At 58.6% G+C, this 21,095-nt stretch carries 12 protein-coding genes and 4 rRNA genes; 3 read left to right on the top strand and 13 right to left on the bottom strand.

Annotation, left to right across the window (positions count from 1 at the left end):
• Window positions 1-205 precede the first annotated feature (205 nt).
• The 7 genes from E9229_RS05930 to E9229_RS05900 form a co-directional block, all read right to left on the bottom strand.
• Window positions 206-502, bottom strand: a complete 297-nt coding sequence (locus E9229_RS05930; protein WP_183510347.1) for a histone-like nucleoid-structuring protein Lsr2 — start codon at window positions 500-502, stop codon at window positions 206-208.
• Between the two features lie 121 nt (window positions 503-623).
• Window positions 624-815 (bottom strand): hypothetical protein, encoded by a 192-nt coding sequence (locus E9229_RS05925; protein ID WP_183510345.1) that lies wholly within the window; start codon window positions 813-815, stop codon window positions 624-626.
• 3 nt (window positions 816-818) lie between these two features.
• Entirely contained in the window at window positions 819-2,339 is a 1,521-nt protein-coding gene (gene lysS / locus E9229_RS05920) for a lysine--tRNA ligase (RefSeq protein WP_183510344.1), read from the bottom strand.
• 234 nt (window positions 2,340-2,573) lie between these two features.
• Window positions 2,574-4,580, bottom strand: coding sequence for a M13 family metallopeptidase (locus E9229_RS05915; protein ID WP_183510343.1), 2,007 nt, complete (start codon window positions 4,578-4,580; stop codon window positions 2,574-2,576).
• Between the two features lie 689 nt (window positions 4,581-5,269).
• Window positions 5,270-5,386: ribosomal RNA gene (gene rrf / locus E9229_RS05910) — 5S ribosomal RNA — on the bottom strand.
• 202 nt (window positions 5,387-5,588) lie between these two features.
• Window positions 5,589-8,716, bottom strand: a 23S ribosomal RNA gene (locus E9229_RS05905).
• Window positions 8,717-9,318: 602 nt separating this feature from the next.
• Window positions 9,319-10,842 (bottom strand): 16S ribosomal RNA (locus E9229_RS05900).
• Together the 16S, 23S and 5S rRNA genes form the textbook arrangement of a ribosomal RNA operon.
• 1,238 nt (window positions 10,843-12,080) lie before the next feature.
• On the opposite strand from E9229_RS05900, the gene E9229_RS05895 reads away from it, so the two are divergent.
• A complete protein-coding gene (locus E9229_RS05895; RefSeq protein WP_183510341.1) occupies window positions 12,081-12,626 on the top strand; it encodes a hypothetical protein in 546 nt (181 codons plus the stop codon).
• A 183-nt stretch (window positions 12,627-12,809) separates the two neighbouring features.
• On the opposite strand, the gene E9229_RS05890 is transcribed toward E9229_RS05895, so the two are convergent.
• Window positions 12,810-13,619, bottom strand: coding sequence for an IclR family transcriptional regulator (locus tag E9229_RS05890; protein WP_183510340.1), 810 nt, complete (start codon window positions 13,617-13,619; stop codon window positions 12,810-12,812).
• A 194-nt stretch (window positions 13,620-13,813) separates the two neighbouring features.
• Here E9229_RS05890 and E9229_RS05885 point away from each other — a divergent pair, with 194 nt between their 5' ends.
• Together E9229_RS05885 and E9229_RS05880 are read left to right on the top strand one after the other, a co-directional pair.
• Window positions 13,814-14,530 carry a CoA transferase subunit A gene (locus tag E9229_RS05885; RefSeq protein WP_183510339.1) on the top strand — a complete coding sequence of 239 codons (717 nt, stop codon included), beginning with the start codon at window positions 13,814-13,816 and terminating at the stop codon, window positions 14,528-14,530.
• A 26-nt stretch (window positions 14,531-14,556) separates the two neighbouring features.
• On the top strand, window positions 14,557-15,222 hold the full coding sequence (locus E9229_RS05880) for a CoA transferase subunit B (RefSeq protein WP_183510338.1): 666 nt from the start codon (window positions 14,557-14,559) through the stop codon (window positions 15,220-15,222).
• Between the two features lie 90 nt (window positions 15,223-15,312).
• Here the strand turns inward: E9229_RS05880 and E9229_RS05875 are convergent, their stop codons facing one another.
• The 5 genes from E9229_RS05875 to rrf (E9229_RS05855) all read right to left on the bottom strand — a co-directional run bounded on the left by E9229_RS05875 (window position 15,313) and on the right by rrf (E9229_RS05855) (window position 20,902).
• Entirely contained in the window at window positions 15,313-16,086 is a 774-nt protein-coding gene (locus tag E9229_RS05875) for an ATP-binding protein (RefSeq protein WP_183510337.1), read from the bottom strand.
• Window positions 16,087-16,226: 140 nt separating this feature from the next.
• Window positions 16,227-16,976 carry an ATP-binding protein gene (locus E9229_RS05870; protein ID WP_183510336.1) on the bottom strand — a complete coding sequence of 250 codons (750 nt, stop codon included), beginning with the start codon at window positions 16,974-16,976 and terminating at the stop codon, window positions 16,227-16,229.
• On the bottom strand, window positions 16,973-18,532 hold the full coding sequence (gene istA / locus E9229_RS05865; RefSeq protein WP_183510335.1) for an IS21 family transposase: 1,560 nt from the start codon (window positions 18,530-18,532) through the stop codon (window positions 16,973-16,975). Before istA (E9229_RS05865) ends, E9229_RS05870 begins: the two co-directional genes overlap by 4 nt.
• 138 nt (window positions 18,533-18,670) lie before the next feature.
• Window positions 18,671-20,311 carry an IS21 family transposase gene (gene istA / locus E9229_RS05860; protein WP_183510334.1) on the bottom strand — a complete coding sequence of 547 codons (1,641 nt, stop codon included), beginning with the start codon at window positions 20,309-20,311 and terminating at the stop codon, window positions 18,671-18,673.
• A gap of 474 nt (window positions 20,312-20,785) precedes the next feature.
• A 5S ribosomal RNA gene (gene rrf, locus E9229_RS05855) occupies window positions 20,786-20,902 on the bottom strand.
• Between the last annotated feature and the right edge of the window lie 193 nt (window positions 20,903-21,095).

Genomic DNA, 21,095 nt, shown 5'->3' with positions numbered 1-21,095 from the left:
CACGTATCTTCGATGCTACGCATCAAAAGCGGTGCCGTGGGGCGTGTTCGCCCAAGGGATAACCCTGTTCACCAGCAGCGTGGAAGGCCGCGCCCCCATCACACGCCGCCGGGGACAGATCGGGCGTTAAACGGGAACGGCCGGAGATGCCCTCCTGCGGGAGGGCCTCCGGCCGCACACATCGCGCCAGGGGGCGCGGATGTGCTTACTTGTTGGCTTCGCGATATGCCGCAATGACCTCTGCATTGAGGCGGCCGCGGGCGCTGACCTCAAGGCCCTGCGCCTTGGCCCAAGCGCGGATCGCCGGAGCCTCCTTTGCGGAGAACTGCGACGAAGGCTGGCCCGCCTTGATGTAAGGCTTCAGCACCTCACGGAACTTTGCGGCATTCTTCTCGCCGAGATCGATTTCGTAATGCTCGCCGTCAATACCGAAAACAATGCTTTCAGTGGCGACGCCACCATCCAAATCATCTACCAAAGAAATTTCTACCTTGCGTGCCATGAGCTGCTCCTGGGCATAGGTGGTTTACTGTGCGATACACGCCCACTACATTCATGCAGGCTTTATCGTCATAACCATTCTAAACACATTCACACTACCGGCGACAAGCTATAGGGAATACCTAAAGGGAATTCCCAGTTTCGGGATTATTGGCTTTCCGTCCGGCTTTGTTCGCCAGGTGTTCGGAGCGGGCCCGATCCGCCTCAGCTTCTGCGCGACGTTCGGAGCGGTCCACATTGCTCACCGCTTTGATCACAAACCAGAAAATCAGAGCGATGACAATGGACGGAGCCAGCACTTCCACATACTGCATTGTTTATGCCTCGGGCTTCAGGAGGGGGAATAGGATTGTTTCGCGGATTCCAACATCGGTGAAAAGCATGACCAGGCGGTCTATGCCAAGCCCGATGCCGCCCATGGGCGGCGCGCCGTACTCGAGCGCGCGCAGGAAGTCCTCGTCCAGCTGCATTGCCTCGTCGTCGCCGCCGGATGCCAGCAGCGACTGCTCGGTGAGGCGTTCTCGCTGTACCACAGGGTCGATCAGCTCGGAGAACGCGGTACCGCGCTCCATGCCGCCGATGATCAGGTCCCAGGCCTCGATGATGCCCGGCTTGGAACGGTGCGGACGGGCCAGTGGCTGTGCGGCCGGAGGGTAGTCGTAGACGAAAGTCGGGTTGATCAGCGTCGGCTCGACGATTTCGCCGAAGAGCTCGATCACCAGCTTCTCCGAGCCCCACGTCGGGTTGATCTTCACCCCGTGCTTTTCGGCGATGCCGCGCAGGACAGCTGCATCGGTCTCCGGGGTGATCTCCATGCCCACGGCTTCGGACAACGCGGGGTAGACGCTGAGCCAGGCCCATTCGCCATCGAGGTTGATCGTTCCGCGACTGGTTTCCAGAACGCGGCCTGCGCCGATGGCGTCTGCCGCATTGAGGATGATCTGCTGGATGCGTTCGGCCATGATGAACTGGTCTGCATAGACCTCATAGCATTCCAGGGTGGTGAATTCCGGCGAGTGGGTGGAGTCCACGCCCTCGTTGCGGAACAGGCGCCCGATTTCGAAGACGCGCGGGATCCCGCCGACTACGGTGCGCTTGAGGTAGAGCTCGGTGGCAATGCGCAGCGTCATGTCCTGATTGAACGCATTCAGGTGCGTATGGAACGGACGGGCCAGGGCTCCACCGTGGACCAACTGCATCATCGGGGTTTCCACCTCGACGTAGTCGTGGCCGTACAGGGTCTCGCGCACCGCGCGGGTGATGGCGTCGCGCTTATAGATCATTTCGCGGGCCTCGTCTCGCACGATCAAGTCGGCGTAGCGCTGGCGGACGCGGGTTTCCTCGTTGAGGTCGGCGTGCAGCATCGGCATCGGGCGCAGGGCCTTGGATGCCATCTGCCATTCCGTGGCCATGATCGAGAGCTCGCCGCGGCGCGAGGAAATCACTGTGCCTTGGATAGCCACGTGGTCACCGAGGTCGACCAGATGCTTCCAATCGGCCAGTGACTCCTCACCGACATTGGCAAGGGAAAGCATGACCTGCAGGCGCACTGCCTTGCCGTTCTCCCCGGATTCCTGGAGCGTAGCGAAGCAGAGCTTGCCGGTATTGCGCATGAAGACAATGCGGCCGACAACGGAGGCTTGATCCTCGGTCTCTTGGCCGTCTTCGAGGTGGGCCCAGTTCTGGCGGACCTCGTTCAGCGAATGGGTGCGGGCTACGCCCACCGGGTAAGCCTCGATACCGCGGGCTAGGAGCTCGGCGCGCTTGTCCATGCGCACCTGGCGCTGGTCGCTGGTATCCACGGTCTTGGCAATGGGAGTAATTTCGTCGGCAGTCACAAGAATCAATTCTACGTGGCCAAACCGGATCCCGGGTCTGATGGTGGCGGGTACCACCACTCCGGCTCCCCTCCGACCCGTCCGGATCGACGAAACCGCTGGGAGAAGCTTGCGCAAATGCTCCTTCGGAGACACCCAGCGCACGATTCCAAAGGGAATCATGCGCTGCGTGTCTCGTTAAGGCAATGGCGGCGACCCCATGTTGAGGGGGTCGCCGCCATTGCTTATGGGGTGCTACCAGATTTCTACCCGGTCGGCAGGGTCGAGCCACATTCCGTCACCGGGCTTGGTATCAAAGGCCCGGTGGAAGGCCTCCATGTTCTTGGGCACCTGGTTGCAACGGAATTCCCCCGGGGAGTGCGGGTCGGTGGTGATCCGGGTGACCATGGTTTCCGGACGGGTCAGGGTCCGCCAGCACTCAGCCCACGCATAGAAGAAGCGTTGGTCACCGGTGAGCCCGTCCACTACTTCGTCCTCTGCCAAGCCACGGTCTGCCAGGTCCAACCGGTAGGCCTTGTAGGCGATTCCCAAGCCGCCCAGGTCCCCGATGTTCTCGCCCAGGGTCAGTTTGCCGTTGACCTTGTATTCGGGAGCCTCCGGAGGAACCAGTGCGTCATACTGCGCGACTAGCTTCCCGGTGAGTTCCTCGAAGGCCGCCCGGTCCTCGTCGGTCCACCAGTTCCGCAGTTCACCCGTTCCGTCGAACTGCGAGCCCTGGTCATCGAACCCGTGGCCGATCTCGTGGCCGATGACGGCTCCAATGGCCCCGAAATTAGAGGCCGCATCTCGGTCGGCGGCGAAGAACGGTGACCGCAGGATACCCGCCGGGAACGCGATCTCATTGAGGAGCGGGTGATAGTAGGCGTTAACCGTTTGTGGGTACATGAACCACAGTTCGCGGTCCACGCCATCGTCTATCTTCTTCAGCTCACGGGCAAACTCGAACGCGTTGGCGCTCGCCACGTTCGCTATGACGTCATCCGGAACGGTGCTGACGGCAGAATAGTCGATCCACTGGTTCGGATATCCGATCTTCGTCCGGAACAAGGAGAGCTTCTCCAGCGCCTTTTCGATCGTTTCCGCTCCCATCCAAGGCAGCACCGAAATCGACTGGCGGTACGCCTCGATGAGTTGCTTAACCAGGCCCTCCATCAGGTCCTTGCTTCGTTGTGGGAAGTGCTCCCGCACGTAAAGCTGTCCGATGTCCTCGCCGACCGCGCCCTCGGTGAAGGCCACTCCCCGCTTCCAACGCTCCTTGAGCTCCTTGGTGCCGGCTAGCTTCATCGAGTAGAAGGAGAAGTTCTCCATCACGAAGGCCTTGGACATGTATGCGGCATTGCTTCGGACCAGTTGCACTGCCAACCAGTTCTGCCAGCTGGCCAGCGGCTGGGATGTAAGAACTGCTTCAAGGCCCGCGAGGTAGCTGGGCTGCCAGACGTCAACCTCGGAAAAGTGCCCTTCGCCGATGCCGGCTCCCGCGAGCCAGCCGACCATCGATGGCATGGTCTCGAAGAGCTGTGCCGATGTCAGCAGGTTATAGCGGGCCTGTGCATCCCGGCATTTCACCCGGTCCCAGTGGTGCGCCGCCAGTGCTGTTTCCAAATCAAGAACCATGGCTGCCGCAGCCTCTGGATTCTCAATTCCCGCCAACGCCAGCAGCCGACCCAGATGCGTGCCGTATTCGGTGTATAGCTCAGCGAACTGCTCCTCACGGTAGTAGGACTCATCGGGAAGTCCGAGCCCACCTTGCAGGAAGGTCAGCAGGTTCCGGTCCGGCTGTCCTGCATCGCTGCTGACTCCCACCGAGACAAAACCACTAACACCCTGACGTTGGAAGCGTCCGGTCAGCGCGACCAGCTCGGCAATGCTGGTGGTCGCAAAGACGGCAGCAAGATCCGCGCGAATCGGGTCCATGCCCCGAGCCTCGATGCCCTCTTCGTCCATGAAGCTGGTGTAAAGGTTGCCGATCCGTACCTTGCGATCGTCTGGAGTGCCGTCAGGGAGCAGATGGTCGGCTTGTGCCGCCTTGATAATGGCAAACACCGCGGCTTCCGAATCATCGCGCAATTGCATGAAAGATCCGAAGCTTCCCTGATCACCTGGGATCTGGGCGGTGCGCAACCATCCACCATTTGCATTGCGGTAGAGGTCGTCCTGAGGTCGAACGGAATCGTCCCGGTGACTCGCAGCGTTTGATGCCCTTGTGGGCTGGGCGTTGGCTGCAGTGGATTCGACGGTCATGGCTCCCCGTGTTCTGGTGTGTTCCAACGACAGGCGCGTTGGAGTGATGAGAAAGACACTCTGAAGCACTTACTGTACGCCTGAACTCCGGCCGTCCCCAGTACCCCGTGCCCCGTTCTTCTCACCGCGAACTGGTTGACCGGGCAGGGGGATGAGGCCATGGAGTCATGCTGATGCCGCCGCCGCGCGCCACCAAATCCAAAGGATCATCAATAAGCCGACCTTGGGAGGCATAGCTTTCAACACGATCGATGCCTTGGGCGTTCATCTCCGAAGGTTGAGCAATTGAGTGGAAGCGAAGCTCAGGAAAACGAGGGTTTCCTCGGCATCGTGTGCTGACCCGGTTTTCCGATTCAGCTAACCTTCCAGCTCGTCGAGGATTCCCCACCGGGCGAGAACCGCATTCATCTCGATACGATGCCGGCAACCTGGGAAGGCGTCCCGGAGCCCTTAGTCAAGAAACTGATGGACGCCGGGCAACCCTGTTAGACCATCAGAACATAAGTCGATTCGCCGGGGATGTCCTGCAAGACTCTCACGGAAAGATCTTCTGCCTCTCGGAACCCCAATGGAAAGCCAGAGCCTACTTCGGTTCGTGTTTTTGGCCGGGGTGGGGCGCGGGGTGTGGTTTTCTGGTTAAACGGCGCCATCCCCGGACCTGGTGGTCCGGGGATGGGCTCTGAAAAGATGTTCGGCGGTGTCCTACTCTCCCACACCCTCCCGAGTGCAGTACCATCGGCGCAGTGGGGCTTAGCTTCCGGGTTCGGTATGGGACCGGGCGTTTCCCCCACGCTATGACCGCCGTAACCCGTGCTCCACGCACCCGGGGGACCCGGGTGGGGAAAATCATGGTCACAGTCATGCTGTGGTTGCTCATACCGCGTGCGCACCTGCCCGTGAAGGGGAGGGTGTGCACCGGTACGGTGTTTTCAGTCCTGCGAGACGGTTGTTGTCTCGGGACCGCATAGTGGACGCAGCGTATCTTGCCACCCATGAAGGGTGGTGTTTGTGGTGTAAGTCATCGGCCTATTAGTACGGGTCGGCTTCACGGGTCTTTGGTCCCCGCTTCCACGTCCCGCCTATCAACCCAGTGGTCTGCTGGGGGCCTCTCACACAAATTGTGCGTGGAAATCTCATCTCGAAGTGGGCTTCCCGCTTAGATGCTTTCAGCGGTTATCCCTTCCGAACGTAGCCAATCAGCGGTGCACTTGGCAGTACAACTGACACACCAGAGGTTCGTCCGTCCCGGTCCTCTCGTACTAAGGACAGCTCTTCTCAAATTTCCTGCGCGCGCAGCGGATAGGGACCGAACTGTCTCACGACGTTCTAAACCCAGCTCGCGTACCGCTTTAATGGGCGAACAGCCCAACCCTTGGGACCTACTCCAGCCCCAGGATGCGACGAGCCGACATCGAGGTGCCAAACCATGCCGTCGATATGGACTCTTGGGCAAGATCAGCCTGTTATCCCCGAGGTACCTTTTATCCGTTGAGCGACGGCCGTTCCACAACGTGCCGCCGGATCACTAGTCCCGACTTTCGTCCCTGCTCGAGCTGTCGCTCTCACAGTCAAGCTCCCTTGTGCACTTACACTCGACACCTGATTGCCAACCAGGCTGAGGGAACCTTTGGGCGCCTCCGTTACTTTTTAGGAGGCAACCGCCCCAGTTAAACTACCCATCAGGCACTGTCCCTGACCCAGATCATGGGCCGAAGTTAGGTGACCGGTACAGCCAGAGTGGTATTTCAACGATGACTCCACCACAACTAGCGTTGCGGCTTCACAGTCTCCCACCTATCCTACACAAGCTGCACCGAACACCAATACCAAACTATAGTAAAGGTCTCGGGGTCTTTCCGTCCTGCTGCGCGTAACGAGCATCTTTACTCGTAGTGCAATTTCGCCGAGTTCATGGTTGAGACAGCGGGGAAGTCGTTACTCCATTCGTGCAGGTCGGAACTTACCCGACAAGGAATTTCGCTACCTTAGGATGGTTATAGTTACCACCGCCGTTTACTGGGGCTTAAATTCTCAGCTTCGCCTTGCGGCTAACCGGTCCTCTTAACCTTCCAGCACCGGGCAGGAGTCAGTCCGTATACATCGTCTTGCGACTTCGCACGGACCTGTGTTTTTAGTAAACAGTCGCTTCCCCCTGGTCTCTGCGGCCCCGATCCCCTCCGGAACGCGAAGTTCCATCAAGGTTGGGGCCCCCCTTCTCCCGAAGTTACGGGGGCATTTTGCCGAGTTCCTTAACCATGATTCTCTCGATCGCCTTAGTATTCTCTACCTGATCACCTGTGTCGGTTTGGGGTACGGGCGGCTAAAACCTCGCGTCGATGCTTTTCTTGGCAGCATAGGATCACCGAATCACCCCCCGAGGGGGGCGCCTATCGGGTCTCAGGCTTAGATGAGTCGCGGATTTGCCTACGACTCGCCCTACATCCTTGGACCAGGTCAATTCCATTGCCTGGCTCGGCTACCTTCCTGCGTCACACCTGTTAATACGCTTACCTCCCCGGCTCGGGTCCCGCGCCTTACACCCGGTAGATGACCCGAAGGTCATCTGGTGGGTGCTCGGGGCGGTTAGCATCGCCGGCTTAGTATGGGCGGTTTTTTACCGGTACGGGAATATCAACCCGTTGTCCATCGACTACGCCTGTCGGCCTCGCCTTAGGTCCCGACTTACCCAGGGCAGATTAGCTTGACCCTGGAACCCTTGATCATTCGGCGGACGGGTTTCTCACCCGTCTTTCGCTACTCATGCCTGCATTCTCACTCGTGTGGGCTCCACCGCTGGTTTACACCGCGACTTCACTGCCCACACGACGCTCCCCTACCCATCCAGGCGGCTGGACCACGAAGGCCTACCACATACCTGAATGACGCAACTTCGGCGGTGTGCTTGAGCCCCGCTACATTGTCGGCGCGGAATCACTTGACCAGTGAGCTATTACGCACTCTTTCAAGGATGGCTGCTTCTAAGCCAACCTCCTGGTTGTCTTCGCAACTCCACATCCTTTTCCACTTAGCACACGCTTAGGGGCCTTAGTTGGCGCTCTGGGCTGTTTCCCTCTCGACTATGAAGCTTATCCCCCACAGTCTCACTGCTGCGCTCTCACTTACCGGCATTCGGAGTTTGGCTGACGTCAGTAACCTTGTAGGGCCCATTAGCCATCCAGTAGCTCTACCTCCGGTAAGAAACACGCAACGCTGCACCTAAATGCATTTCGGGGAGAACCAGCTATCACGAAGTTTGATTGGCCTTTCACCCCTACCCACAGCTCATCCCCTCCATTTTCAACTGAAGTGGGTTCGGTCCTCCACGCGCTCTTACACGCGCTTCAACCTGGCCATGGGTAGATCACTTCGCTTCGGGTCTAGATCACGCCACTAACTCGCCCTATTCAGACTCGCTTTCGCTACGGCTTCCCCACACGGGTTAACCTCGCGACGTAACACTAACTCGCAGGCTCATTCTTCAAAAGGCACGCTGTCACCCCAACAAGGAGGCTCCAACGGATTGTAAGCGCACGGTTTCAGGTACTATTTCACTCCCCTCCCGGGGTACTTTTCACCTTTCCCTCACGGTACTTTTCCGCTATCGGTCATTGGGTAGTATTTAGGCTTATCAGGTGGTCCTGACAGATTCATACGGGATTTCTCGGGCCCCGTACTACTTGGGATACCATCACAGGGCGGCGAAACACATTACGGATACGGGACTTTCACCCCCTATGGTCCTGCATTCAAACAGGTTCTCCTATATGTTCGCACCTCACCCCGCCAGTGCGGCAGCACTGGCATGGATAGTCCCACAACCCCGACCATGCAACGCCCGCCGGCTATCACACATGGACCGGTTTAGCCCCATCCGCTTTCGCTCGCCACTACTCACGGAATCACTTTTGTTTTCTCTTCCTGGGGGTACTGAGATGTTTCACTTCCCCCCGTTCCCTCCACGCAGCCTATGTGTTCAGCTGCGGGTCATGCGGCATGACGCCGCACGGGGTTTCCCCATTCGGAAATCCTGGCATCAACGTCCGGTTATCGACTCCGCCAGGCTTATCGCAGATTCCCACGTCCTTCTTCGGCTCCCAATGCCAAGGCATTCACCGTGCGCCCTTAAAAACTTGACCACAAACAGGTCAAATCAAAAAGACACTAACTTATATCGAGAAAACCAACGGAACCACACACGAGGTGCGGTCCAGGGTCTTCTATCATCAAAGAAATTGCTATTTTGCATGCTCCACGACCCTCTCACACCCCCTCCCGAAGAAGCAGGCGATCAACGATACGTGGCATACAAGATGCTCGCGTCCACTATGCAGTTCCCAAACAACAACCCCATCACACCCACCACCAGCACCACCACCCCGTCACGGGATGATTCGGCGCGGCTTAGGCCATGCGCGGGGACAACCAGAAACAAACAGCCCACACACACCACCACTCACCCCCCACCACAACGGTGAGAGACGAGCAAGTAAACATGCATGTCCTGTTGCCTCAGGACCCAACAGTGTGCCAAGAGACCGAACCCCCCACCGACCAGCTCCCCGTTCCCACCACACAAGTGCGGCGTACTAGGAAAACCAACCAGGAAGAAACCCGGCCATTACCTGTTAACATTCCACCCATGAGCACCCGTCCACCAACACAAGTGGTGGAAACGGGCAGCACTGAACAAGCCGTGAACACCACTGTGGATGAACCGTACCTGCTAGTTGCTCCTTAGAAAGGAGGTGATCCAGCCGCACCTTCCGGTACGGCTACCTTGTTACGACTTAGTCCCAATCGCCGGTCCCACCTTCGACGGCTCCCTCCCACAAGGGGTTAGGCCACCGGCTTCGGGTGTTACCAACTTTCGTGACTTGACGGGCGGTGTGTACAAGGCCCGGGAACGTATTCACCGCAGCGTTGCTGATCTGCGATTACTAGCGACTCCGACTTCATGGGGTCGAGTTGCAGACCCCAATCCGAACTGAGACCGGCTTTTTGGGATTAGCTCCACCTCACAGTATCGCAACCCATTGTACCGGCCATTGTAGCATGCGTGAAGCCCAAGACATAAGGGGCATGATGATTTGACGTCGTCCCCACCTTCCTCCGAGTTGACCCCGGCAGTCTCCTATGAGTCCCCGGCATAATCCGCTGGCAACATAGAACGAGGGTTGCGCTCGTTGCGGGACTTAACCCAACATCTCACGACACGAGCTGACGACAACCATGCACCACCTGTGAACCGACCCCAAAGGGGAAACCGTGTTTCCACGGCGATCCGGAACATGTCAAGCCTTGGTAAGGTTCTTCGCGTTGCATCGAATTAATCCGCATGCTCCGCCGCTTGTGCGGGCCCCCGTCAATTCCTTTGAGTTTTAGCCTTGCGGCCGTACTCCCCAGGCGGGGCACTTAATGCGTTAGCTACGGCGCGGAAAACGTGGAATGTCCCCCACACCTAGTGCCCAACGTTTACGGCATGGACTACCAGGGTATCTAATCCTGTTCGCTCCCCATGCTTTCGCTCCTCAGCGTCAGTTAATGCCCAGAGACCTGCCTTCGCCATCGGTGTTCCTCCTGATATCTGCGCATTTCACCGCTACACCAGGAATTCCAGTCTCCCCTACATCACTCTAGTCTGCCCGTACCCACCGCAGATCCGGAGTTGAGCCCCGGACTTTCACGGCAGACGCGACAAACCGCCTACGAGCTCTTTACGCCCAATAATTCCGGATAACGCTTGCGCCCTACGTATTACCGCGGCTGCTGGCACGTAGTTAGCCGGCGCTTCTTCTGCAGGTACCGTCACTTTCGCTTCTTCCCTACTGAAAGAGGTTTACAACCCGAAGGCCGTCATCCCTCACGCGGCGTCGCTGCATCAGGCTTTCGCCCATTGTGCAATATTCCCCACTGCTGCCTCCCGTAGGAGTCTGGGCCGTGTCTCAGTCCCAGTGTGGCCGGTCACCCTCTCAGGCCGGCTACCCGTCGTCGCCTTGGTGAGCCATTACCTCACCAACAAGCTGATAGGCCGCGAGTCCATCCCAGACCGATAAATCTTTCCACCAAAAACCATGCGGCTTACGGTGCATATCCGGTATTAGACCCAGTTTCCCGGGCTTATCCCAGAGTCTAGGGCAGGTTACTCACGTGTTACTCACCCGTTCGCCACTAATCGGAGAGCAAGCTCCCCTCATCGTTCGACTTGCATGTGTTAAGCACGCCGCCAGCGTTCATCCTGAGCCAGGATCAAACTCTCCGTAAAAAAATACAGACACAACCAACACGCCGACTGGAAAAAGCCGACCGGGTTGCACCAAGTAAAAAAATCCCGGCAAATTGCCTCGAGCCTCCACACGGGGGTGCGGAGCCCGAAACCATTCACCAATTACATAATAAAATCGGTGTTAACAAATTTGGCACACTATTGAGTTCTCAAACAACAGACGCTTCCAACCTCCACGACCCGGAACACCGGCGCTTCGCTCTGGAGCAACTTTTCTAGCTTAGTCCCAATCCCTGTCCCGGTCAAATCGATGATCCGGGAGAAGAAGGAGAAAATCTTCGCGCCGTCCGTTCGCATCTCCCTTTCGGGCTGCGATCCGGTGTGCGGCGCGATAAATAACTATAGGCGCATTTGGCGTGATTGTCCAAACGGGGGCACTCCCACCGCTCGGACCGGGTAAAAACCCCGGAAAGCCGGGGCAAACGACGGGCCTGCCACCGTCCCGGGACCACGCATCGCCCGAAACCATTAATGTGAGCCCGAACACTGACTTGTTCTTGTTCTTGTTCTTGTTGGCGCAAGTCTCGCCCCCGATTACCTTGCCAGACCACTTCGGCGGCACCGGCCTACCCCGCTCAACACCCCGGATAGGGCCACAGCTGAGCGGGACAGGTCGGTGCATTCCCGTTGCACAGCAGCGCATCGTCCCGTCTTTGCGCTTTCGCAGGCCCTTCGGCGAGTTGGGTCGACGCCTCGATAATCATGCAGCTAGCCTCTTGCCGACAGCGGATCATCGTGGCATCGAATTCCACGATCAAGTGCGTTGCCACGTTGTGGATACGGTAGCGACCATGGTCCAGCTGGCTCTTCCAAGGAAACGAGCTCCAATTGATTTGTCAATAGAATTCCGCTTTCCATGGTGGTCTTCGAGCCGGCTACCTCAATCAGCCCCGGGCAATCGCCGCTTTGAGCCAGTAGATGCATCCGGGACGCTGGCGGGCAAGCTCTTCTGCCTGCACCGTCTAGCTGGAAGCGACACACTAACATTCTCCTGCCTTGCTAGGCATTCGAGGGTGAGTGGGTGCTGGTCACGAGTGCCGCTAGGTCATCGAGTTCCAGGGACGGTGGCAGCGTGGCGGCGCCAGCTGAACAGACCCTGCGCGCCTTCGCAGACTTCGGGCTTCCAGATTTCGCTTTCGGGAATACAGGCCATGTCAGAGTAGTGCTCGGGGAAGTTGCCGGCCGGCCTTGAGTTACCAGAAGAAATTCAACCCCGCGTGGTGGCGCCCAAGGTCCTGAATATAACTTTTGGGATTGTTCTCCAACATGGCATTCTCCCCACGTCAGGCATCATCGATGTCATCCACCTGCCAGCTGGCGTGCTTGAGGAAATTCACTGGTGCCGAAAGGACCAGGACATTGTGGTGATCTACGTAGCAACACCTGACGGCTTTCTTGTCACTGATGTAATCACTGAGCTTGAACCAGATGCCCACGGTAAAGAATCGCATGGTGGCAACAGAATCGGCGGTGCCATTAACCCGTGCGGCCGAGCTTTCGGGGTTGATCCGCTCAACGCGTATGACTTGCGCGGCCCTACCCCAACGATGTGTGCGGCCGAGGCTGAGGCCAATCACCTCATCACCGTTGAACACCGGGATGCACTCACCGTGAAATCAGCCATACTGACGCGATTTAGACTGCCCAGCCGGCTCATGGCCTATATCTGGGATCACTACGGCGATACCATCGGCGATGATCTATACGTATCTCAGCGTTCTGACGAGCGCGACATGTTCTGCGAAACGCCTTTGCCTGAATGAACAGCGACACTCAGCAACGCCCTCGGTGGACCCAGCGGAGTGCCATGGCCATCAACGACTCCGACGATGCCGTTGATGGACTAGCAACCTTGGATGCAGTTCACCTGGCTTTGAGCGCGTTGCAGCCACGGCGCTGGATTCGAAATGACAGTGGTCCGAGCGCATCTATCAGCCGGGCTGCCGTCACTTCTCCAACGCATGCCGACGGGGTCCGGCACCTAGTTCCCGGGTTATCCGGTGCGCCTCCTCGAGTAATAGACGCCCGAGTTGTTGCTGACGCTCCGGCCGGAAGCGCTGCTCGATCCCAGTCAGGGACAGTGCCCACGCCGGGTCTCCACGTGGATCGAATACTGCCGCACCCATTCCCCAGCTGCCCTCGAGAATCAATCCTGGATTCACCGAATATCCGGTTTCCCTGATGCTGTGCAGGTTCTCAAGAATTGCCCGCGAAGTATGACCTGAGCCAAAGGCCCGAGCTCGCGATTCCTCGCCGTCAAGCAGTCGCTCTATTTCCAAGGCCGGCAGGAAAGCCAGAATAGCCAAACCCGCCGATGCGACTCCCAGTGGAAACCGCACGCCCTCGTGCAACACGAACGAACGAACGGGGAAGCTGCCTTCCACCCGCATGAGACAAACAGTCTCGGCTCCCCTGCGGATGGAAAGAAAGGCGCTTTCTCCAGTCTCCTCGGCGAGGCGCCGCAGGCTCGGACGCGCGATGTCCTCGATCGCATACCGGTTCGCTGCCACGGCACCCATCACATACATCTCTGGGCCTAGATGCCAGGTGTTTGTTGCCTTGTCATGGTCCAGCAGGCCCTCGATGGCCAAGGAATTCAGCAGCCGGTAAACCGTGGGCCGGGTGAGGCCGGAGGCCGTCACGATTTCAGAGAGCACAGCGCCCCTGTCGGGGGCACGGCCAACGATGCGCAACAACTCAGCAACACGTCCAACGACTTGCGCCCCCTGCACCTTATTTTGCGTTTCGCTTTGCATTCAAAACTCCATATTCCACAATATGGACACCTGAATGAGGCTCGTCCATAGTATGAATATAAGTAAATCAGGGCTATTGACGCTCTCGCAAGCCCTCGGATAGTGTCCAAGTTATTCCGCCTGTCCATGAGGTGGACGAAACTGTTTAATTTCAGATTTCCTGCCCCGGCGGAAACCTCAGGAGAATGGGCCACATGTCAAAGCTCAGCGCAGATCCCGCAGCAGCACTCAATAGAGTGCTCGCTGACGGCATGACGATCGCAGTAGGAGGCTTCGGCCTCAGCGGCATCCCGGCCGACCTGATCGAAGCAGTTCGTGATTCCAATGTCAAAGACTTGACCATCGTGTCCAACAACATGGGCGTGGACGGCAAGGGTCTGGGCGTGCTCATCGAGAACGGCCAAGTCCGCAAGGTCATCGCCTCATACGTCGGTGAAAACAAGCTCTTTGCAGAGCAGTATCTCGCCGGTGCACTGGAGGTAGAGTTCACCCCGCAGGGAACCCTGGCGGAACGACTGCGTGCCGGCGGGTCCGGAATCCCCGCGTTCTACACAAAGACAGGGGTAGGCACCCTGATAGCGGAGGGAAAAGATCATGAAGAGTTCGATGGCGAACTCTATGTTCGCGAACGTGCGATTGTGGCGGACCTGTCCCTCGTTCATGCCCACACAGCCGACACCGATGGCAACCTCGTTTACCGGTACACAGCCCGCAACTTCAACCCGGTTGTTGCCACAGCAGGGCGTGTGACCATCGCCGAGGCGGAGATCATCGTCGGCCTTGGTCAGATCGACCCAAATCACGTGGTGACACCAGGCGTCTACATACAGCGCTTGGTTCAGGCATCAAACCGCATCAAGGACATCGAACAGCGGTCGGTCCGACCACAGCCGGTCGCCGTCGTCGCCTAAGCCCACTGAACCCAAGGAGCACAATCATGGCATGGACACGAGACGAGATGGCGGCCATTGCCGCCATGGAGCTCAACGACGGTGACTACGTCAACCTCGGCATTGGCATCCCCACCCTGGTGGCGAACAACCTCCCCGATGGCATCCGAGTGACGCTCCAGAGTGAAAACGGGATACTGGGCATGGGCCCGTTTCCATACGAGGGCGAAGAAGACGCCGACCTAATCAACGCTGGGAAGCAGACCGTCACGCTGCTCCCCGGCGGATCCATTTTCGACTCGGCCACCAGTTTCGGGATGATCCGCGGTGGGCATGTGAAGGTCGCCATCCTGGGTGCCATGCAGGTATCGGAATCCGGAGACCTCGCCAATTGGACCATCCCGGGGAAAATGGTCAAGGGAATGGGCGGGGCCATGGACCTTGTAGCCGGCACGCCCCGTGTCATAGTCCTCACCGAGCACGTTGCCAAGGACGGATCACCCAAGCTTGTTTCCGAATGCTCCTTGCCGCTTACCGGTGTGCGAGTAGTGGATCGAATCGTCACAGATCTCGCCGTATTCGATCTGGATAAGGCCAACAGCAGCGGTGTTTCTCCGCTGGTACTGGTCCGCCTAGCTCCGGGTGTGGGTCTTGAGGAGATCCGAAACAAAACAGAAGCGAATTTCACGGTGTCCGAAAGCTTGACTGTATAGACGGAGCTTTCGGTAGCGCATGTGGAGCGAAACGGTAGCACCGGTGCGAGGACCCGGTAGCACCGAGCCCTCGCGCCAGCACCGATCGCTTCAGCTCACCGGCTCATCTCCCGGACCCGTATGCTTACGCCGACGCATATTGGGCCCATCAAGCTGGACCAACTCACTGCTGGAAACGATGCGGTTGAGGATCGATTCGGCGATCACCGCATCATGCAGCGACTTGTACCAGTCCTCGGGATCGAACTGAGAAGTCACCACCGTGGCGCCACGGTGTTCGCGCCCCGCCAGGATATTGAGCAGTTCGCTCGCGGTCTCCGGGCTAATCGGCGTGGTCAAGAAGTCATCCAGGACCAGAACATCGCAGTCGTGCAGGCTGCCCAGGAACGTCAGCCGTTCGGCATCACCCCGACGATAAACCGCGAGCTTGTTCGCCAGGTCATCAAGTCGGAAGTAGCGAGCCGTGTAGTCGTGCCGGCAGGCCGCGTTGACCAGGGCTTGGGCCAAATACGATTTGCCGACGCTTGATTTGCCCAGGATCACCAGGTTCGTGGTGTGCTCGATCCACTGGCAGGACGCGAGCCGTGCCACGACCTCCCGGTTCAGGCTCCGGTCCGGCAGGTAGTGGATGTCTTCAACACAGGCAGCAGGGTTCGGCGTTTTCGATTCCTTGAGCAGCTTCACCACCCGACGCTGGGCCCGGGCCGCGATCTCCTGATCCAGTGCATGACGGACCTTGCGCGAAAACGTCCATTCGTCATAGGCCGAGTCGTTGGCGATGTCGATGACGCTTTGGCCGAACGCTGTCATCCGCAACCCGGTAAACAGCCCCATGTCATCGTCGGTCAGATGATGATCAAGCATGGTCCTCCTCCTTCGTTTCCTCGGTTGCTGAATATTCGTAGGTTTGGGAGCCACCGGATATCGCCGTTCAGAGCCAGCAATATTGCCGTTGAGAGCCGGTACCTCCCCGGACGGGAGCCACCGGCTCTCAGCAACATCTCTTAGCTCATCCCCAGCGCGGTCTTCTCCCTCATGTTGTAGCTACCGGTCTCGACCCAGATCGTGTTGTGAACGATCCGATCCATGATCGCGTCCGCGTGAACCCCGGACCCGAGCCTGGCATGCCAGTCCGACTGCTTGTACTGGGTGCAGAACACCGTTGCCGTCGATCCGTACCGACGCTCCATCAACTCCAACAACATCCGCAAGAACGCTCCCTTCGGAGGATCCAACAACCACTCATCGACGACCAGCATGCTGAAGGACCCATACTTTTTCAGGAACTTGTTCTGCCCCAGGGGTTTGTCTTCGGCTTGCCGCCATTCCTCTTCCAGATCCGGCATGCGCACGTAATGCGTGCGGATCAGCTTCAAACATGCCTGCTTCGCCAGGGCGCAGCCCAGGTACGACTTCCCCGATCCGGTGAATCCCTGAAAGACGACATTGTGGAACTGGTCAACGAAGGCGCAGCTCGACAGCTCAGTAAGTGTCATCCTGTTCAGCCCACGTTCCTCCAACAGATCCACCTGCCTCAGATCGGCGTTGGGGTAACGCAACCCAGCACGCCTGATCAGACCGCTGACCTTCGAATGGGTGAAGGACGCGTACGCATGGTCCACGGCTAGCCGCAAACGCTCCTCAAACGTCAGCCCCATGCTGAGGACCTCGTCCTGGGACTCCACGGCCTCGAGCAAGGCGCCGGCGGACATTTCCCGCAATTTCCTTTTGGTTTCCGTATCCATCGAGGTCATCGGGCACCGCCAGAATAGTAATCGCTGCCGCGCACGTATCCGCCCGGTTCAGGCTCTGGAAGGGAATCATTCCAGGTATTGGCCCGGTCTTGACCGGTGTCCAAGATCGGCCGGATATGCGCATACCGCGGCGAACGTACCTGGCTCTGCAGCGCCAGGAGGCACGCCGCTTCCAGCCGTTCCGGGCCGAACCTCTTCGACAGCCTCAACACCGCCAGTGCTGCGTTCAGGCCCTGCTCAGCGAGCGGAACCGACGCGAAGATCCGATCCACGACTTCCACCGCGTTTGGTCCGATGCGACTCGCCCAGCCCCTGACCCTTTTCGGTTCCCACTGCTTCCACTGCTGTTCGGCCGGGATATCCGAATCATTGGTGCGATACTGATTGATCGCGGAGGCGGGAAGTAACTGATGGCTGGTCAGCCGCTCCTGGTTCCGGTAGACCTCAAGCATTGTTTCCGTGATGCGCAGGTCAACGCTTGCCCCGACATTGACCAGCGGAACCGAGTAGAAGTTCCGCTTCCACGTCACGTAGCTGTTCTTCGCGACCTTACGCCGATAGACCCACTCGCTGATTTCATACGGCACCGCCGGCAAGGGGCGAAGCAACGGCTGCTCTTCTTCCCGAAAAACGCTCAACCGGGAGCCCGCCCGCTTCTGGAATGGCTCATCGTTATACGCCTGGACCCGTTCACGGATCGCCGTACGAAGCTGAGGCAACGAGGTGAACTGGGTATCGCGCAGTCCGGCAATGATCCAGGTCGCCACGTGGCCCACCGTATTTTCTACACTAGATTTATCTTTTGGCTTCCGGACACGGCCAGGCAACACTGCTGCCACATAGTGGCCAGCCAGATGCCGGTAAGAATCATTGAGCACGATCTCGCCCTCGGCAGGATGTTTGATGACCCCGGTTTTGAGGTTGTCCGGGATGATGCGTGGAACAGAACCACCCAAGGCCTCAAACATGGAAACGTGGGCACGCAGCCAACTGGCTTGCTTCATATCCAGACAGGCCTCGACAAAGCCCAGCCGGCTAAAGGGCAGGCACGCCACAAACAGATAGACCGTCTGCTTCGTGCCGGTGTTTGGATCATGCAAGGTCATGGTTGGACCGGACCAGTCGACCTCGACGCTCATCCCGGCCTTGTGCTCGACCCTGGACGTTGCGCTGTGTTCCAGGACGTAGCGGTGATATGTCTTGCAGAACCTGTCGTAGCCCATGGTGGCCTGGCCTTTGACGGATTCTTCGTCAACGTATTCGCCGTGCAGGAGCTTGAGCGTCACTCCGACTTTCGCCAGTTGCTTATGGACAACGCCCCAGTCTGGCTGGGCGAAAACGCTTTGGTGGTCCCCGCGACCGGGGAACACCAAAGCATAAACAGCATTCTCTGTTTTGTCTTGGATATCCGTCCAGCTGATTCCGGCGTTTGATGCAGCATCAAGGACGTTGGAAACGCTGTTCCTGGAGATGCTTTGCGTGGTGGCAATATTGCGCCCGGACATTCCCTCGGCACGAAGCTGGAGTATCACCTTCGCATTGATTTTTCGTACCATTGGTCTTGCTCCTTCTACCATGTTCTGTCACATGGTGGGAGGAGCTTATTTGATGGCTCTCAAGCGCACTATGGGTGGCTCTGAAAGAGAATATTCGTCTTTTGGCGGGGTGGCTCTGAACGGCAATATTGGTGGCTCTCAAAGAGTCAAATACTCAGTTGCGGCGGTGCTTCTCAAGGCCTCGAGACTGAACTGCGAGATCCCGCCCAGATGGGCGCTGCTGGTATCCCTGGCACCCGCGGTCACCGGCCCCGCGCCGGACTGCGGCGATGCCGGTGCGCTCACGCCCGGACGCCCGGCGTAGGCCGCCCGCAGGGCGGTGATGCGATGTTTGAGCGCGGTATAACTGACAGGGTTCCGCTCGTCTTGCACGCAGAGGTCATGGCAGGCCTGCTCCAGCAGGGCGCGGTTGTTGCCCTTGCCCAGTGCCAGGATGTTCATGCAGGAGCGGTAGCCCTGCGCTTCGATCTTTTTCCGATCCAGCAACCGAGCCAGCGCCTGAACCGTGTAGGGGCCGACCTTTGTTGCTTGCCGGATGAAATAGGCACGGGTCCAGAGCAGTGAGATGTCCTCATACCCGTGCGGCGCATGTTCGGGATCGGTGACGTAGGAATGACGCTGCGCACCACGCCGGTGCGAAGCAACCACGAGCCCACCGGCAAGCACGGTGACCTGCTCACCCACGATCCGCACGTCCAGGATCTGCCCGGCGAGCTGGTGCGGAACCGAATATTTAACCGTGTCGACCTGCACGTGCCAGTCCCTGGAGACTTTCGCCTTGCGCCAGTAAACCTGCTGCCACGGCTCGGCCGGGAGGCCGATGAGTTCGTGGCGTTCAGCATCCTGGAACCAATCGCGTCGGGAGCGGTTCTCCCCGCGAAAGGGCGTGCGGTCATTGATCATCTCCACCTGTTCGGCCACGGCCTCGTTCAGCTCATCCAGACCCGCGAAACGCCGCCCCTGCAGGTAGTGGATGATCCAATTGGTCGAGACCTTAACCCCCGCCTCGACGTTGCCTTTCTCCTGCGGCTTATACGCGCCGGTCGGGACTGCCGCGGTTTGATAGTACTCAAGGAAGGCCTCATAGGATTGGTTCACATCCCGGGCCTTTTCATACCGGCTGATCTGGTTCGATGCGGTCGAGGCGTTATCGGGAATGACCAGCTGGCTGACACCCTCAAAGTATTCAAAGGCCTTCCGGTGCAGCTGGCACCAGGCGGGAAGCTTCTCATCCAGGGACCCGTAGGCGAAGATCATTCCCGAATACGGTAAGGACGCCACGAAGAGCGAGACCTTCGTGGTTTCCTGGGTGATCGGATCGGTCAGCTGCATCTTGGTGCCGGCCCAGTCGACCTGCATCGTGTGTCCGGGTTCGTGGGACAGCGGGCTGGTCAGGTCGTTGACCTTGACGTGCTCGGCAATAATCTGGCAGAACCGCTCATAGCCGTAAAACCGGGCGGAGTCTGTGTGCGCGGTGTCCAGGTAGCGGGCCCACAAGACTTTCAACGGTGGCTTCTTCCGACCGATGCGTGCCTTCACCACGGCCTCGACATTGACGGGGACGAACTCACCGCTCACGGCCTTGCGGCCGTCGTCGAACAGCCGGTCGAGGTCCTCATCGGTGAGCGCGTCGATCTGCTCACGGGTGGTCAGCTTTTGATCGGCAAGGACCCGGCTGGCCTTGGCGATCGTGCGGTGCGAGCAGCCTGCCCTGCCTTGGACCTGTCGGTACGAATGGCCCTGCACCAGCAGGGCCATGATGTGTCTGTAGTCAGCCATTACCGTCAGTCTTCCTTTCACTGTCCCCGACCTGGTGTCGTGGGTGAAAGCAATCCTGACTTTGAACGTCCCGAAGCGCTACCGGTTGCTTACACGCGTGCTACCGGATCGTTACGCACGTGCTACCAAAAGCTCCGTCTAAACAAGCTTGACTGCCTAGCTCGAAAGGGCAATCCGATAGGAATCCAGCTACATCTGAATTGCCTTGTTCTGCCTACTAACCCAATCTGACCGGTCAGCGTTAGCCACGGGTCAACAGTTTTGTTGCTCTAGACCAATAGCCCACCGTTACCGGCTTCCAGAGCAAAAACTGCTCGGCGGTTCGGGCCCGACGCCCAGGATAATATCCATTGGAATAGCCTGCGGCTGCAGTCTGGTTCGTGTTTTTGGCCGGGGTGGGGCGCGGGGTGTGGTTTTCTGGTTAAACGGCGCCATCCCCGGACCTGGTGGTCCGGGGATGGGCTCTGAAAAGATGTTCGGCGGTGTCCTACTCTCCCACACCCTCCCGAGTGCAGTACCATCGGCGCAGTGGGGCTTAGCTTCCGGGTTCGGTATGGGACCGGGCGTTTCCCCCACGCTATGACCGCCGTAACCCGTGCTCCACGCACCCGGGGGACCCGGGTGGGGAAAATCATGGTCACAGTCATGCTGTGGTTGCTCATACCGCGTGCGCACCTGCCCGTGAAGGGGAGGGTGTGCACCGGTACGGTGTTTTCAGTCCTGCAAGACGGTTGTTGTCTCGGGACCGCATAGTGGACGCAGCGTATCTTGCCACCCATGAAGG

Source organism: Paeniglutamicibacter cryotolerans, assembly GCF_014190875.1.
GTDB lineage: Bacteria > Actinomycetota > Actinomycetes > Actinomycetales > Micrococcaceae > Paeniglutamicibacter > Paeniglutamicibacter cryotolerans.
Note: the sequence above shows the minus strand (reverse complement) of the source record. Positions and strands in the feature narration are given on the sequence as shown.

Excerpts from the sequence above, each read along its gene's own strand:
- E9229_RS05930 (WP_183510347.1), bottom strand. The coding sequence starts at position 502 with ATGGCACGCAAGGTAGAAATTTCTTTGGTAGATGATTTGGATGGTGGC.
- E9229_RS05925 (WP_183510345.1), bottom strand. The coding sequence starts at position 815 with ATGCAGTATGTGGAAGTGCTGGCTCCGTCCATTGTCATCGCTCTGATT.
- E9229_RS05915 (WP_183510343.1), bottom strand. The coding sequence starts at position 4,580 with ATGACCGTCGAATCCACTGCAGCCAACGCCCAGCCCACAAGGGCATCA.
- E9229_RS05890 (WP_183510340.1), bottom strand. The coding sequence starts at position 13,619 with ATGCAAAGCGAAACGCAAAATAAGGTGCAGGGGGCGCAAGTCGTTGGA.
- E9229_RS05885 (WP_183510339.1), top strand. The coding sequence starts at position 13,814 with ATGTCAAAGCTCAGCGCAGATCCCGCAGCAGCACTCAATAGAGTGCTC.
- E9229_RS05880 (WP_183510338.1), top strand. The coding sequence starts at position 14,557 with ATGGCATGGACACGAGACGAGATGGCGGCCATTGCCGCCATGGAGCTC.
- E9229_RS05875 (WP_183510337.1), bottom strand. The coding sequence starts at position 16,086 with ATGCTTGATCATCATCTGACCGACGATGACATGGGGCTGTTTACCGGG.
- E9229_RS05870 (WP_183510336.1), bottom strand. The coding sequence starts at position 16,976 with ATGACCTCGATGGATACGGAAACCAAAAGGAAATTGCGGGAAATGTCC.
- istA (WP_183510335.1), bottom strand. The coding sequence starts at position 18,532 with ATGGTACGAAAAATCAATGCGAAGGTGATACTCCAGCTTCGTGCCGAG.
- istA (WP_183510334.1), bottom strand. The coding sequence starts at position 20,311 with ATGGCTGACTACAGACACATCATGGCCCTGCTGGTGCAGGGCCATTCG.